The following is a 13,762-nucleotide window of genomic DNA, read 5'->3' as shown; positions in this document are numbered from 1 at the left end:
CACCGGGCTTTTTGCTTTTACGCTTTTTTCCCGCCGTACTGGCTAAACCATGTCAGCATCCGCTGCCAGCCATCTTTCGCCGATTCCGCATGATAGCTCGGACGATAATCGGCATTAAAGGCGTGCCCGGCTTCCGGATACACCACAATTTCCGCCTTCGCGTTTGCTGCGCGCAACGCATGGCGCATGGTCTCGACCGTATCAAGCGGGATCCCGGTATCCTGACCGCCATAGAGCCCCAACACAGGCGCATTTAAATCCGTGGCAATATCAACAGGTTGCTTCGGTGAATTCAGCGTTTTTTCACCCACCAGCTTGCCGTACCAGGCCACGGCCGCTTTTAGCTGCGGGTTATGCGCGGCGTACAACCAGCTAATGCGTCCGCCCCAACAGAAGCCAGTCACCATCAGACGATGCGCATCGCCACCGTTGCGCGCTGCCCAGCTGGCAACGTGGTCGAGATCGGCCAGCACCTGCGCGTCCGGCACTTTGCTGACCAGGTTGCTGAACAGCGTCGGGATGTCACTGTAATCATTCGGATCGCCCTGACGGAAATAGAGTTCCGGCGCAACGGCCAGGTAACCTTCCAGCGCCAGACGGCGGCAGAGGTCGCGAATATGTTCATGAACGCCAAATATTTCCTGCACCACGATCACGATGGGCAGCGGGCCATCGGCGGATTTTGGCCGCGCGTGGTACGCTGGCATGTTCTCTCCCTGGGAGGGAATGGAGGTCTCGCCTGCGGTAATGGCCTCTTCAGGGGTTGAGACGATGGTTGAAGCATGCGGGGCCGCAGCAGGTGCAAAACCGGTTTTTTCAGTCATGGCATTCTCCGTACCAATGAATGGATTAGCGCAAAGATAAATATAGACACCAGGTTAACAACCCACAGTGCCTTATAGCGTCTATCTTTTGTGCAGCACCCGGCGATATAACTTGTTAATGTGATGTGAATCACCATTTTATGGAAATTAACTGCAATCATTTTCATTCATGGTGAGGTGTGTCACGAAATAATGCACATTGCTTCTGTAAAGTACCGTTTTACTTCTTCTGACAAACCGACCCACAGAGGAGTCACCTATGTCTAAGTCTGATGTTTTTCATCTCGGCCTCACTAAAAACGATTTACAAGGGGCTACGCTTGCTATCGTCCCTGGCGATCCTGAGCGTGTGGAAAAGATCGCCGCGCTGATGGATAAGCCGGTTAAGCTGGCAGCGCATCGCGAATTCACCACCTGGCGCGCAGAGCTGGACGGTAAAGCGGTGATCGTGTGCTCTACCGGTATCGGTGGCCCGTCTACCTCTATCGCCGTTGAAGAGCTGGCACAGCTGGGCATTCGTACTTTCCTGCGCATCGGCACCACAGGCGCCATTCAGCCGCACATCAACGTGGGCGACGTGCTGGTTACCACCGCATCCGTGCGTCTGGACGGGGCAAGCCTGCACTTTGCACCGATGGAATTCCCGGCAGTGGCTGATTTCGAATGCACCACCGCGCTGGTTGAAGCGGCGAAATCCGTGGGCGCCACCACCCACGTGGGCGTCACTGCATCTTCCGATACCTTCTACCCGGGCCAGGAGCGTTACGACACCTTCTCTGGTCGCGTGGTGAGCCGTTTCAAAGGCTCAATGGAAGAGTGGCAGTCGATGGGCGTCATGAACTACGAAATGGAATCTGCGACGCTGCTGACCATGTGCGCAAGCCAGGGTCTGCGTGCCGGTATGGTGGCGGGCGTTATCGTCAACCGTACCCAGCAGGAGATCCCGAACGCTGAAACCATGAAGCAGACGGAAAGTCATGCGGTGAAAATCGTGGTTGAAGCGGCGCGCCGTCTGATCTAATTCTCTCTTCAGTGCTAAAAGGCCGACATGCTCGGCCTTTCTTTTTTGCGTAACGCCTCGCAGGAAAACCCTTTCAAACTGGACGTTCATACAGCACAATTCTATTTTGTGCGGGTTACACGTGGATGCAGGGGGCATTGTGGATATCTCAATCCTGGTTTATGCGGTAGTTGCGCTGGTGAGCGTGGGGATTGGCTGGCTCATTTGCGGCTACCAACATGCTCAGCAGAAAGCCGATCAGCTGGCAGAGCGCGAAGAGATCGTCGCCGAACTCAGCGCGACGAAACAACAGCTTGCGCTGTGTGACCACTGGCGCGATGAGTGTGAACTGCTCAATAACGAACTGCGCAATCTGCGCGACATTAACACCTCGCTGGAGGCCGATCTCCGGGAAGTGACCACCCGCCTTGAATCCACCCAACTGCACGCCGAAGACAAAATCCGTCAGATGATCAACAGCGAGCAGCGTCTTAGCGAGCAGTTTGAGAACCTTGCGAACCGCATTTTTGAGCACAGCAATCGCCGCGTGGATGAGCAGAACCGCCAGAGCCTGAACAGCCTGCTGACGCCGCTGCGTGAACAGCTGGACGGCTTTCGCCGTCAGGTGCAGGACAGCTTTGGTCAGGAGGCTCGCGAGCGCCACACGCTGGCGCATGAGATCCGTAATCTCCAGCAGCTGAATGCGCAGATGGCTCAGGAGGCGGTTAACCTGACGCGCGCACTGAAAGGTGATAACAAAGCGCAGGGAAACTGGGGCGAAGTGGTCATGACGCGCGTGCTGGAGGCCTCTGGCCTGCGTGAAGGATACGAATACGAAACGCAGGTCAGCATTGAAAACGATGCGCGCTCGCGGATGCAGCCGGATGTCATTGTTCGTCTGCCGCAGGGCAAAGATGTGGTTATCGACGCCAAAATGACGCTGGTGGCCTATGAGCGCTACTTCAACGCGGAAGATGACTATACCCGCGAAACAGCGTTGCAGGAGCATATCGCCTCCGTGCGTAACCATATCCGTCTGCTGGGCAGAAAAGATTATCAACAATTGCCGGGGCTGCGATCGCTGGATTATGTGCTGATGTTCATTCCGGTTGAGCCAGCCTTCCTGCTGGCGCTCGACAGACAGCCCGAACTGATCACCGAAGCGCTGAAAAATAACATTATGCTGGTCAGCCCCACCACGCTGCTGGTGGCGTTACGTACCATTGCCAACCTGTGGCGTTATGAGCACCAAAGCCGAAACGCGCAGCAGATTGCCGATCGCGCCAGCAAGCTGTACGACAAAATGCGGCTGTTTGTGGACGATATGTCCTCGGTGGGGCAAAGCCTGGATCGCGCGCAGGATAACTACCGCCAGGCAATGAAAAAACTCTCCTCCGGGCGCGGCAATTTGCTGGCGCAGGCGGAGGCGTTTCGCAGCCTGGGGGTGGAAGTTAAACGCGAGATTAATCCGGAACTGGTGGAGCAGGCTACGGCTCAGGACGAAGAGTTTCGTCTGCGTGAAGGCGATGGTGAGCAAAATAGCCGCAATGAAGACAATGGGTTAGCGGCGAGTTTATCCCCCGAAGCGCAGTCGGCACGTTTCTTTCACGGTGGTTGAAACGTAGGGCAAATGCGCCCAATCTGTTACACTTCACGAACATTTGACTGATTAGCAGGCTCTGAGATGGTTGACGATTCACAAGACACAACGCACTTTGGCTTTCAGACTGTCGCCAAAGCGCAGAAAGCTGACATGGTGGCCCACGTATTTCATTCCGTGGCGGCGAAGTACGATGTGATGAATGATTTGATGTCGTTTGGCATTCATCGCTTGTGGAAGCGCTTCACTATTGATTGCAGCGGCGTGCGCCGTGGACAAAAGGTACTGGATTTAGCCGGCGGCACAGGTGATCTGACCGCTAAATTCTCCCGTCTGGTTGGCGAAACCGGTCGCGTGGTGCTGGCAGATATCAACGACTCCATGCTGAAAATGGGACGCGAAAAGCTGCGTAACATCGGCGTGGTAGGCAACGTTGAATATGTTCAGGCCAACGCCGAAGCGCTGCCGTTCCCGGACAATACGTTCGACTGCATCACCATCTCCTTCGGCCTGCGTAACGTGACCGATAAAGATAAAGCGCTGCGCTCTATGTACCGCGTGCTGAAGCCGGGCGGCCGACTGCTGGTTCTCGAGTTTTCTAAACCAATTATCGACCCGCTGAGCAAAGCTTACGATGCCTATTCCTTCCACGTTCTGCCGCGCATCGGCGAGCTGGTGGCAAACGATGCAGAAAGTTACCGTTATCTGGCCGAATCCATCCGAATGCACCCGGATCAGGACACGCTGAAAGCGATGATGCAGGATGCGGAGTTTGAAAACGTGGAATACTTCAATATGACGGCGGGTGTCGTCGCGCTGCATCGTGGTTACAAGTTCTGAGTGGAGGTTTCCCGTGCCCATTAAACCCTTAGTCACCGCAGGCATCGAGAATGTACTGAATGCCTTTCTGTATCGCGCCCCGGCGCTGAAAACCGCACGTCAGCGGCTTAACGGAAAGGTGCTGCGTATCGTTTTAAAAGAGTTCTCGACGCCGCTTGTGCTGGTCTTCAGCGAACGCCAGCTTGACGTTCTGGGGGAGTGGGAAGGCGAGGCTGACTGCTCGGTGATTACGCACATGAGCGTATTGCCAAAACTGCGTGACCGTCAGCAGATGACGGCGCTTATTCGCAGCGGTGAGCTGGAGGTCGAGGGCGATATTCAGGTGGTACAGAACTTCGTTGCACTCAGCGATCAGGCTGAATTTGACCCCGCGGAACTGCTGGCGCCCTATATCGGCGACATCGCAGCTGAAGGGATAAGCAAAACGCTGCGCACGGGTTCCACTTTCCTGCGTAAAGGCCTGCTCCGTCAACAGCGCTATGCTGCCGAGGTGCTGACCGAAGAGTGGCGTATGGCGCCTGGGCCTTTAGAAGTCGCCTGGTTTGCAGAAGAGACCGCGGCAGTTGAGCGCGCAGTTGATGCGTTAACCAAACGGCTTGAAAAACTGGAGGGCAAATGACGCCTGGTGAAATTCGGCGCCTCTATTTTATCGTTCGCACCTTTTTGAGCTACGGGCTCGACGAGCTTATCCCCAGAATGCGTATCACCCTGCCGCTTCGGCTTTGGCGTCGCACGCTGTTCTGGATGCCGAATCGCCATAAGGATCAGGAGCTGGGCGCACGCCTGCGTCTTGCGTTGCAGGAGCTGGGACCGGTCTGGATCAAGTTTGGGCAGATGCTCTCAACGCGTCGCGACCTTTTCCCGCCGCAGATTGCCGATCAGCTCGCGCTATTGCAGGACCGCGTCGCTCCGTTTGACGGAGAGAGAGCGAAGAAACAAATCGAAGAAGCGATGGGCAATATCCCCATCGAGACCTGGTTTGATGATTTCGACATTCAGCCTCTGGCCTCTGCCTCTATTGCGCAGGTTCACACCGCGCGCCTGAAGGAGAATGGCAAAGAGGTGGTCATTAAGGTGATTCGCCCGGATATCCTGCCGGTTATCAGAGCGGACATGAAGCTGATCTATCGCCTGGCTCGCTGGGTGCCGCGTCTGTTGCCGGATGGCCGCCGTCTGCGTCCGCTGGAAGTGGTACGGGAATACGAAAAAACGCTCATCGATGAACTTAACCTGCTGCGTGAATCGGCGAACGCCATTCAGTTGCGTCGAAACTTTGAAGACAGCCCGATGCTGTATGTTCCTGAAGTCTATTCTGACTATTGCAGTCAGAACATGATGGTGATGGAACGTATCTACGGCATCCCGGTCTCGGACGTGGTAGCGCTGGAAAAACAGGGCACCAACATGAAGCTGCTTGCCGAGCGCGGCGTGCAGGTCTTCTTTACTCAGGTTTTCCGCGACAGCTTCTTCCATGCTGACATGCATCCGGGCAACATTTTCGTCAGCTATGAGCACCCGGAAGACCCGAAATACATCGGCATCGACTGCGGTATTGTCGGCTCGCTGAATAAAGAGGATAAGCGTTATCTCGCCGAGAACTTTATCGCTTTCTTCAATCGCGACTACCGTAAGGTGGCCGAACTGCACGTGGATTCAGGCTGGGTTCCGCCAGATACCAACGTGGAAGAGTTTGAATTTGCGATCCGTACCGTCTGTGAGCCAATTTTTGAAAAGCCGCTCTCAGAGATCTCTTTCGGGCATGTTCTGCTCAACCTGTTCAACACCGCACGTCGTTTTAATATGGAAGTGCAGCCACAATTAGTTTTACTTCAGAAAACATTACTTTACGTTGAGGGCGTAGGCCGCCAGCTCTATCCTCAGTTAGACTTGTGGAAAACCGCGAAACCGTTCCTCGAATCCTGGATTAAGGATCAGGTCGGTATTCCAGCCCTGGTTCGCTCGCTTAAAGAGAAAGGCCCGTTCTGGATTGAAAAAATGCCAGAAATTCCTGAACTGGTTTACGACAGTTTGCGTCAGAGCAAGAACCTTCAGCACAGCATGGATAAAATCGCGCACGAGCTTCAATCCAGTCGCGTGCGTCAGGGGCAGTCCCGCTATCTCTTCGGAATTGGCGCGACGCTGCTGATAAGCGGCACGTTGCTGTTGATCAATCGTCCGGACTGGGAAATGATGCCAGCCTGGATTATGGCTGCCGGTGTGGTTGTCTGGCTTGCTGGCTGGCAAAAAACACGCTGAATTAGCGTCGCTATCGAGGGATTGCATACGTATAATGCGATCTGACTAATTAATCATCTATCACTGGGGAACACGCATGGGTGGTATCAGTATCTGGCAGTTAGTGATCATTGCCGTCATTGTTGTGCTGCTGTTCGGCACGAAAAAACTCGGATCAATTGGTTCCGACCTGGGCGCGTCAATCAAAGGCTTCAAGAAAGCCATGAGCGATGATGAGAATAAGCAGGAAAAAAGCGGTCAGGACGCTGATTTTACCGCTAAATCTATCGCCGATAAGCAGGACGAAGCCAAAAAGGAAGAGGCCAAACGTCACGATAAAGAGCAGGTGTAATTCGTGTTCGACATTGGTTTTGGTGAGTTACTGCTGGTCTTTGTGATTGGTTTGATTGTGCTGGGGCCGCAGCGTTTACCCGTTGCGGTAAAAACTGTCGTGGGCTGGGTGCGTGCGCTCCGTTCGCTGGCAACGACCGTGCAGAACGAGCTGGCGCAGGAACTGAAGCTTCAGGAATTTCAGGACAGCCTGAAAAAGGTTGAAAAGGCGAGCATGGACAACCTGACGCCGGAGCTGAAAGCATCCATGGATGAGTTGCGCGAAGCGGCTGAATCCATGAAGCGCTCATACAGCGTTAACGATCCTGAGAAGGCGAGTGATGAAGCAAACACCATCCATAATCCGGTGGTGAAGGGCAGCGAAGAGCAGCGCGAGGGTGTGACGCCTTCCAGCGCGGAACATCAGGCTGCTTCGCCAGAGCAATCGCCGCAGGAGCCCGAAGTGAAAAAGCAGGTGCCGCCGGAAGAGCCCGTGGTCAAAACGGCTGAGGTAAAACCCGCCGCGCCCGTTTCCGAATCATCCCCCTCGTCGAGTGATAAAGCGTAAACATGGCAGTAGATGATACTCAACCGCTGATTACGCACCTCATTGAGCTGCGTAAGCGTCTGTTAAACTGCATTATTGCGGTTTTCCTCATTTTTTTATGTCTGGTCTATTTTGCCAACGATATCTATCAGGTGGTTTCCGCACCGCTGATTAAGCAGATGCCGCTGGGCGCAACGATGATTGCAACGGACGTTGCCTCGCCGTTCTTTACCCCGATCAAGCTGACCTTCTGGGTGTCGTTGATTGCCTCTGCGCCGGTCATTTTGTATCAGGTCTGGGCATTTGTGGCACCCGCGCTGTACAGGCATGAACGCAAGCTGGTTATTCCGCTGCTGGTGTCCAGTTCGCTGCTGTTTTATATCGGTATGGCGTTCGCCTACTTCGTTGTCTTCCCGCTGGCCTTCGGCTTCCTGACGCATACCGCGCCGGAAGGGGTACAGGTGTCGACGGACATCGCCAGCTACCTCAGCTTCGTGATGGCGCTGTTTATGGCGTTTGGTGTCGCCTTCGAGGTGCCCGTCGCGATTGTCCTGCTCTGCTGGGTGGGGGTGACCACGCCTGACGATCTACGTAAGAAGCGCCCGTACATCCTGGTGGGGGCATTTGTCGTAGGTATGCTGTTAACGCCACCGGACGTCTTCTCGCAAACCTTACTGGCGATACCCATGTACTGCCTGTTTGAAGTCGGCGTATTCTTCGCTCGTTTCTACGTCGGAAAGGGGCGTACCCGGGACGAAGAAGACGAGCCGTCTGAAGAGACTACTAAAGAATAAAACCAACCGCCCGTCAGGGCGGTTGTCATATGGGGATACGTATGTTTGATATCGGGCTTAACCTGACCAGCGCCCAGTTTGCGAAAGACCGCGATGAGGTGGTGGCGCGCGCCTTTGCCGCCGGCGTGAACGGGCTGTTACTGACGGGAACAAATCTGCATGAGAGTGAGCAGGCACGGCAGCTGGCGCAACGCTATCAACACTGCTGGTCCACTGCAGGCGTGCATCCTCATGACAGCAGCCAGTGGACGCAGGAAAGCGCTGAGGCGCTTCATCGTCTGGCGGCTACGCCAGAAGTGGTTGCCATTGGCGAATGCGGGCTTGATTTCAACCGTAACTTCTCGACGCCTGAAGAGCAGGAGAAGGCATTTACCGCCCAGCTCGCGCTGGCTGCAGAGCTGGGGATGCCGGTGTTTATGCACTGTCGCGATGCGCATGAACGTTTTCTGGCGCTACTGGACCCCTGGCTGGAGAAACTGCCAGGCGCGGTGTTGCACTGCTTTACGGGCTCCCGTCAGGAAGCGCTGGATTGCCTGAACCGCGGGCTTTACTTGGGTATCACGGGCTGGGTGTGCGATGAGCGTCGTGGGCTGGAGCTGCGCGAGCTGTTATCCGTAATCCCGGCCGATCGTTTGTTGCTGGAAACGGATGCGCCGTATCTGTTGCCCCGGGATATGCAGCCCAAACCGGCATCACGACGTAACGAACCGGCTTATCTGGGACACATTGCTGAGCGAGTGGCGTACTGGCGCGGGGAAGATGCGCAGTGGCTGGCAGCCCAAACCGATGACAACGTGCGTCGTCTGTTCGGCGTGCAGTTTTAAACTTTGCGGAAATCGGTGTTTTTAACGCTCTGCAACACCTCTTTGTTCAGCAGGTTGAGCAGCAGCATAGAACGCGCTTCACCGTCTGGTTCAGCGAAGATGGCCTGTAACCCTTCAAAAGCGCCTTCGGTGATCACCACGCTGTCCCCGGCATAAGGGGTTTCCGGATCGGTAATATCTTCAGGCTGCTGGTAGACAGAGAGCTGATGAATAACCGATGACGGTACTCTTGCCGGATGGGCGCCAAAACGCACAAAATGGCTGACGCCGCGCGTGGCGCTGATCGTCGTGGTGTGGATCACTTCGGGGTCGAACTCAACGAACAGATAGTTCGGGAACAGAGGCTCACTGACGGTCGTGCGTTTTCCACGCTGCATTTTTTCAAGCGTGATCACGGGCGTCAGGCAGTTAACAGACTGACGTTCAAGATGTTCCTGTGCGCGCTGAAGTTGCCCGCGTTTGCAATACAGTAAATACCAGGCCTGCATAATCACTCTTCCCATTGTTCGGGGCGCAAGCATACCAAAACCCTGGCGGGATCGCTAAGGTGATTATAATGGCGAAAAAGAGAGTAAGTCGTGGAAGTTCACGCTAATTTAACAAAATTACAGCATCACGCGGTCTTACGCCGTATAATGAAGCGCTTACAGAGAGGCCATGATTAACTGCATGAAATACCACGATCTACGCGACTTCCTGGCGCTGCTGGAAAAGCAGGGCGAACTCAAACGCATTACGCTTCCTGTTGATCCGTATCTGGAAATGACAGAAATCGCTGACCGCACCCTGCGCGCGGGCGGCCCGGCGTTGCTGTTTGAAAACCCAAAAGGCTACGCTATGCCGGTACTGTGCAACCTGTTTGGCACACCTCGCCGCGTGGCGATGGGCATGGGGCAGGAAGATGTCACGGCGTTACGTGAAGTGGGCAAACTGCTGGCCTTTCTGAAAGAGCCGGAGCCGCCAAAAGGGTTCCGCGACCTGTTCGACAAGCTGCCGCAGTTTAAGCAGGTGTTGAATATGCCCACCAAACGCCTGCGCGGCGCGCCATGCCAGCAAAAAGTGCTGGAAGGCGATGCGGTTGATCTGACCAAAATTCCTATCATGCAGTGCTGGCCTGAAGATGCCGCACCGCTGATTACCTGGGGCCTCACCGTGACGCGTGGGCCGCATAAAGAGCGTCAAAACCTCGGCATTTACCGCCAGCAGTTGATTGGCAAAAACAAGCTCATCATGCGCTGGTTATCCCACCGCGGTGGCGCGCTGGATTTCCAGGAGTGGTGCGCGGCCCATCCGGGCGAACGCTTCCCGGTTTCCGTCGCGCTGGGTGCCGATCCGGCAACCATTCTGGGCGCGGTGACGCCTGTTCCTGATACGCTGTCGGAATATGCCTTTGCAGGGCTGCTGCGCGGTACCAAAACCGAAGTGGTGAAGTGCATCTCCAATGACCTGGAAGTGCCAGCCAGCGCAGAGATCGTGCTGGAAGGTTACATTGAACAGGGCGAGCTGGCGCCCGAAGGGCCGTACGGCGACCACACCGGCTATTACAACGAAGTGGATAACTTCCCGGTATTCACCGTCACGCACATTACCCAGCGTGAAGATGCCATTTATCACTCTACCTACACCGGCCGCCCACCGGATGAACCGGCGGTACTTGGCGTGGCGCTGAACGAAGTGTTCGTGCCGATCCTGCAAAAGCAGTTCCCGGAAATTGTTGATTTTTATCTGCCGCCGGAAGGGTGTTCGTATCGCCTGGCGGTGGTGACGATGAAGAAGCAGTATGCCGGTCACGCTAAGCGCGTGATGATGGGCGTATGGTCTTTCCTGCGCCAGTTTATGTATACCAAGTTTGTGATTGTCTGCGATGATGACGTCAATGCCCGCGACTGGAATGACGTCATCTGGGCCATCACCACGCGTATGGATCCGGCGCGTGATACGGTGTTAGTGGAAAACACGCCGATTGATTATCTGGACTTTGCCTCGCCGGTTTCCGGCCTTGGTTCAAAAATGGGACTGGATGCCACGAACAAATGGCCTGGCGAAACCGACCGTGAATGGGGTCGCCCGATTGAAAAAGATCCTGCCGTGACCGCGCGAATTGACGCGATCTGGGACGAGCTGGCCATAATGAATAACGGTAAGGCAGAATAAGACCGTTTAGCCCTATAGACTTCCCGACAGAGAGAGCGAATGACAACCTTAAGCTGTAAAGTGACGTCGGTAGATGCTATTACCGACACCGTATATCGCGTCCGTTTGGTTCCTGAAGCGGCATTCTCATTCCGTGCCGGTCAGTACCTGATGGTCGTGATGGACGAGCGTGATAAGCGTCCTTTCTCTATGGCCTCAACGCCAGCAGAGAAGGAATTTATTGAGCTGCATATTGGTGCGTCTGAGCTTAACCTGTACGCGATGGCCGTGATGGATCGCATCCTGAAAGAGCGTGAAATCGTGGTCGATATTCCTCATGGCGAGGCCTGGCTGCGTGAAGACGAAGACCGTCCGCTGATCCTGATTGCCGGTGGTACAGGCTTCTCCTATGTCCGCTCTATTCTGTTGACGGCGCTGGCGCGTAATCCAAATCGCGATATCACCATCTACTGGGGCGGCCGTGAAGAGAAGCACCTTTACGATCTGTCTGAGCTGGAAGCGCTGAGCGTCAATCATCCAAACCTGCGCATCGAGCCGGTCGTCGAGCAGCCGGAAGAGGGCTGGCGCGGGCGCAGCGGCACGGTGCTGACTGCGGTATTGCAGGATCACGGAACGCTGGCCGGGCACGATATCTACATTGCCGGTCGCTTTGAAATGGCGAAAATTGCCCGCGACCTGTTCTGCAACGAGCGTGACGCGCGGGAAGATCGTCTGTTTGGCGATGCGTTTGCGTTTATCTGATTGTGAGACCCGCTTCGGCGGGTTTTTTACGCTCGGGCAATAGCGCTGGTGAAAATTTAACCTTGAAATGGGCGGCGCATTGCCGTTATTCTTGTTCCCGTTAAATTTCGCCCTCAGGAGCGCCCCCCAAAAATGAACAAACACGACTGATGAATTTCGATCCTTGCTCAACGCATCGCGTCGGCAGGGGATGTTTTGATTTCATTCAGGAGTGCTTATGGCTCATTTTGCGCAATCCCCCTCTTTTATTTTGCATCAGGTCACCTGTCAGTTTGCGACGGGCGATATCCTTTTTGGTCCACTGAATCTTTCTCTGGATGCGTCAGTGTGTGCGCTGGTTGGCCGCAACGGCAGCGGTAAAACACGCCTTCTGCGTCTGCTGGCAGGGGTTGATGAACCCGCCAGCGGTCACATTGAGCGCTTTGGTACACACGTCTATGTGGCGCAGCAGCAGGATATTTCTGCGGATACGACTCTTGCCGGACTGCTTGGTTACGACGCGATCTTTGCGGCGCGCACGCGCATCGACGGCGGTCATTATGAACCCGACGATCTCGACACGCTCGATGGTTACTGGGATCTGGCTGAACGGCTAAGCCAGGCTTTTATCGCTGCAAAACTTCCCTCTTTTGAGCCGAACAAACGCGCGGCAGAGCTAAGCGGCGGCGAGCGCATTCGTGCCTTGCTGTGCGGCGCATTCACCGCGGATGCTGATTACCTGCTGCTGGACGAACCGACCAACCACCTCGACAGGCAAGGCCGCGTGTGGTTCTACGAGCAGCTTTCCCGGTATCAGGGCGGGGTGCTGGTGGCCTCTCACGACCGTGAGTTGCTGGCCCAGGTACCGCGTATCCTTGAACTGAGCGCGTTGGGCTTGCGCAGCTACGGCGGAAATTATGCTGACTATCGAACCCAGCGTGATGCTGAACAGCTGGCTGCCCGCGCCGCGCTGGAGCATGCTGCCACCGAGCGCAAGCGTACCCGCGCCCGTATGCATAAAGAGCATGACGACAGCCTGCGGCGTTCAGCCAAAACGCTTCGCACGGTCGACAGCCTTAACATCGCCTCGTTTGAACGGGTCAAATACAAAGGGGCGGCGAAAGAGCGTATTGGTTCCTGGAAAAAACAGCATAGCGATCAAAACCATGCTTTGAACGCTGCGGTCAGCCAGGCACGCGAGCGGGTTGAAGAGGATAACGCGGTGATGTTTACCCTGCCGGGCAGTGAAATCCCGGAAGGGAAACAGGTGCTGGTGCTGGAAGAACTGGTGCTTCCGCACGTGCCTGTCTCCCCGATAAACTGGCGAATGGATGGCCCGATGCGCGTGGCGCTACGCGGGCCGAACGGCTGTGGGAAATCCACGCTGTTGAAAGTGATGTTGGGCGAAACCGCCCCTGTTACGGGAACCTGTAAGGTCTCCGTCAGATGTGCTTATCTCGATCAGCATCTTTCCCGGCTGGATCTGTCGCAGTCGGTGATGACACACCTTAGCCTGGGCAATACGCCGCTCGAAGAGGGGGCGCTGCGTACCCGTTTAGCGCAGCTTCAGCTGGGCGCAGAGAAAGTGACACTTCCACTGGCCGATCTAAGCGGCGGCGAGCGCCTGAAGGCCGCACTGGCCTGCGTATTGTGGCGTGAAGCGGCAACGCAGCTGTTGCTTCTGGATGAGCCTACCAACCACCTCGATCTGGCTTCCGTTCAGGCCATTGAAGCGGCCCTGGCCGATTATCCCGGCGCGCTGCTGGTGGTGTCGCACGATGAAGCGTTTTTAGCAGGATTAAAGCTGACGCATGAGCTGGTGTGGGAAGAGTCGGGATGGCGATGTGAAAGCCTCTAAACACAAGCCCCCGCAAGGGCGGGGGCAAACAAACTT

At 55.5% G+C, this 13,762-nt stretch carries 14 protein-coding genes; 12 read left to right on the top strand and 2 right to left on the bottom strand.

The features are described from left to right. Positions 1-17: 17 nt before the first annotated feature. Positions 18-824 carry a dienelactone hydrolase family protein gene (locus tag INF86_RS11470; RefSeq protein ID WP_023299052.1) on the bottom strand — a complete coding sequence of 269 codons (807 nt, stop codon included), beginning with the start codon at positions 822-824 and terminating at the stop codon, positions 18-20. A gap of 259 nt (positions 825-1,083) precedes the next feature. Here INF86_RS11470 and udp point away from each other — a divergent pair, with 259 nt between their 5' ends. The 9 genes from udp to tatD all read left to right on the top strand — a co-directional run bounded on the left by udp (position 1,084) and on the right by tatD (position 8,994). Further along, positions 1,084-1,845 (top strand): uridine phosphorylase, encoded by a 762-nt coding sequence (udp, locus tag INF86_RS11465; protein ID WP_003860792.1) that lies wholly within the window; start codon positions 1,084-1,086, stop codon positions 1,843-1,845. Positions 1,846-1,984: 139 nt separating this feature from the next. Beyond that, a complete protein-coding gene (gene rmuC, locus INF86_RS11460) occupies positions 1,985-3,442 on the top strand; it encodes a DNA recombination protein RmuC (protein WP_023299053.1) in 1,458 nt (485 codons plus the stop codon). A gap of 66 nt (positions 3,443-3,508) precedes the next feature. After that, the gene (gene ubiE, locus INF86_RS11455) at positions 3,509-4,264 is read left to right on the top strand and encodes a bifunctional demethylmenaquinone methyltransferase/2-methoxy-6-polyprenyl-1,4-benzoquinol methylase UbiE (RefSeq protein ID WP_022646673.1); all 756 of its coding nucleotides are present in this window, start codon (positions 3,509-3,511) and stop codon (positions 4,262-4,264) included. A gap of 13 nt (positions 4,265-4,277) precedes the next feature. Continuing rightward, positions 4,278-4,883 (top strand): ubiquinone biosynthesis protein UbiJ, encoded by a 606-nt coding sequence (gene ubiJ, locus INF86_RS11450; RefSeq protein ID WP_022646674.1) that lies wholly within the window; start codon positions 4,278-4,280, stop codon positions 4,881-4,883. Further along, on the top strand, positions 4,880-6,520 hold the full coding sequence (gene ubiB, locus INF86_RS11445; RefSeq protein ID WP_022646675.1) for a ubiquinone biosynthesis regulatory protein kinase UbiB: 1,641 nt from the start codon (positions 4,880-4,882) through the stop codon (positions 6,518-6,520). The genes ubiJ and ubiB overlap by 4 nt, the downstream gene beginning before the upstream one ends. 76 nt (positions 6,521-6,596) lie before the next feature. Further along, positions 6,597-6,851 (top strand): Sec-independent protein translocase subunit TatA, encoded by a 255-nt coding sequence (tatA, locus tag INF86_RS11440; protein WP_022646676.1) that lies wholly within the window; start codon positions 6,597-6,599, stop codon positions 6,849-6,851. A 3-nt stretch (positions 6,852-6,854) separates the two neighbouring features. Next, on the top strand, positions 6,855-7,397 hold the full coding sequence (tatB, locus tag INF86_RS11435) for a Sec-independent protein translocase protein TatB (RefSeq protein ID WP_022646677.1): 543 nt from the start codon (positions 6,855-6,857) through the stop codon (positions 7,395-7,397). 2 nt (positions 7,398-7,399) lie between these two features. Next, on the top strand, positions 7,400-8,170 hold the full coding sequence (gene tatC / locus INF86_RS11430) for a Sec-independent protein translocase subunit TatC (RefSeq protein ID WP_022646678.1): 771 nt from the start codon (positions 7,400-7,402) through the stop codon (positions 8,168-8,170). 41 nt (positions 8,171-8,211) lie between these two features. Then, positions 8,212-8,994 carry a 3'-5' ssDNA/RNA exonuclease TatD gene (tatD, locus tag INF86_RS11425; protein ID WP_032626531.1) on the top strand — a complete coding sequence of 261 codons (783 nt, stop codon included), beginning with the start codon at positions 8,212-8,214 and terminating at the stop codon, positions 8,992-8,994. Here tatD and rfaH read toward each other — a convergent pair. Beyond that, positions 8,991-9,482, bottom strand: a complete 492-nt coding sequence (gene rfaH / locus INF86_RS11420) for a transcription/translation regulatory transformer protein RfaH (RefSeq protein ID WP_032626529.1) — start codon at positions 9,480-9,482, stop codon at positions 8,991-8,993. The genes tatD and rfaH overlap by 4 nt on opposite strands. A 172-nt stretch (positions 9,483-9,654) precedes the next feature. On the opposite strand from rfaH, the gene ubiD reads away from it, so the two are divergent. The 3 genes from ubiD (at position 9,655) to INF86_RS11405 (ending at position 13,726) form a co-directional block, all read left to right on the top strand. Then, positions 9,655-11,148, top strand: a complete 1,494-nt coding sequence (ubiD, locus tag INF86_RS11415; RefSeq protein WP_088581798.1) for a 4-hydroxy-3-polyprenylbenzoate decarboxylase — start codon at positions 9,655-9,657, stop codon at positions 11,146-11,148. 39 nt (positions 11,149-11,187) lie between these two features. Beyond that, positions 11,188-11,889 (top strand): NAD(P)H-flavin reductase, encoded by a 702-nt coding sequence (gene fre, locus INF86_RS11410; RefSeq protein WP_003860778.1) that lies wholly within the window; start codon positions 11,188-11,190, stop codon positions 11,887-11,889. Positions 11,890-12,106: 217 nt separating this feature from the next. After that, positions 12,107-13,726: an ABC-F family ATP-binding cassette domain-containing protein gene (locus INF86_RS11405; RefSeq protein WP_193543551.1), complete on the top strand. Its 1,620-nt coding sequence runs from the start codon at positions 12,107-12,109 to the stop codon at positions 13,724-13,726. The last annotated feature ends 36 nt before the right edge of the window (positions 13,727-13,762 follow it).

Source organism: Enterobacter cloacae complex sp. I1M (genome assembly GCF_014982425.1).
Taxonomy (GTDB): Bacteria; Pseudomonadota; Gammaproteobacteria; order Enterobacterales; family Enterobacteriaceae; genus Enterobacter; species Enterobacter intestinihominis.
Note: the sequence above shows the minus strand (reverse complement) of the source record. Positions and strands in the feature narration are given on the sequence as shown.

Bases quoted from the DNA above. Each gene is read 5' to 3' on its own strand.
- tatC (WP_022646678.1), top strand. From the start codon at position 7,400: ATGGCAGTAGATGATACTCAACCGCTGATTACGCACCTCATTGAGCTG.
- fre (WP_003860778.1), top strand. From the start codon at position 11,188: ATGACAACCTTAAGCTGTAAAGTGACGTCGGTAGATGCTATTACCGAC.
- INF86_RS11470 (WP_023299052.1), bottom strand. From the start codon at position 824: ATGACTGAAAAAACCGGTTTTGCACCTGCTGCGGCCCCGCATGCTTCA.
- tatA (WP_022646676.1), top strand. From the start codon at position 6,597: ATGGGTGGTATCAGTATCTGGCAGTTAGTGATCATTGCCGTCATTGTT.
- INF86_RS11405 (WP_193543551.1), top strand. From the start codon at position 12,107: ATGGCTCATTTTGCGCAATCCCCCTCTTTTATTTTGCATCAGGTCACC.
- rfaH (WP_032626529.1), bottom strand. From the start codon at position 9,482: ATGCAGGCCTGGTATTTACTGTATTGCAAACGCGGGCAACTTCAGCGC.
- udp (WP_003860792.1), top strand. From the start codon at position 1,084: ATGTCTAAGTCTGATGTTTTTCATCTCGGCCTCACTAAAAACGATTTA.
- ubiB (WP_022646675.1), top strand. From the start codon at position 4,880: ATGACGCCTGGTGAAATTCGGCGCCTCTATTTTATCGTTCGCACCTTT.
- ubiE (WP_022646673.1), top strand. From the start codon at position 3,509: ATGGTTGACGATTCACAAGACACAACGCACTTTGGCTTTCAGACTGTC.
- tatD (WP_032626531.1), top strand. From the start codon at position 8,212: ATGTTTGATATCGGGCTTAACCTGACCAGCGCCCAGTTTGCGAAAGAC.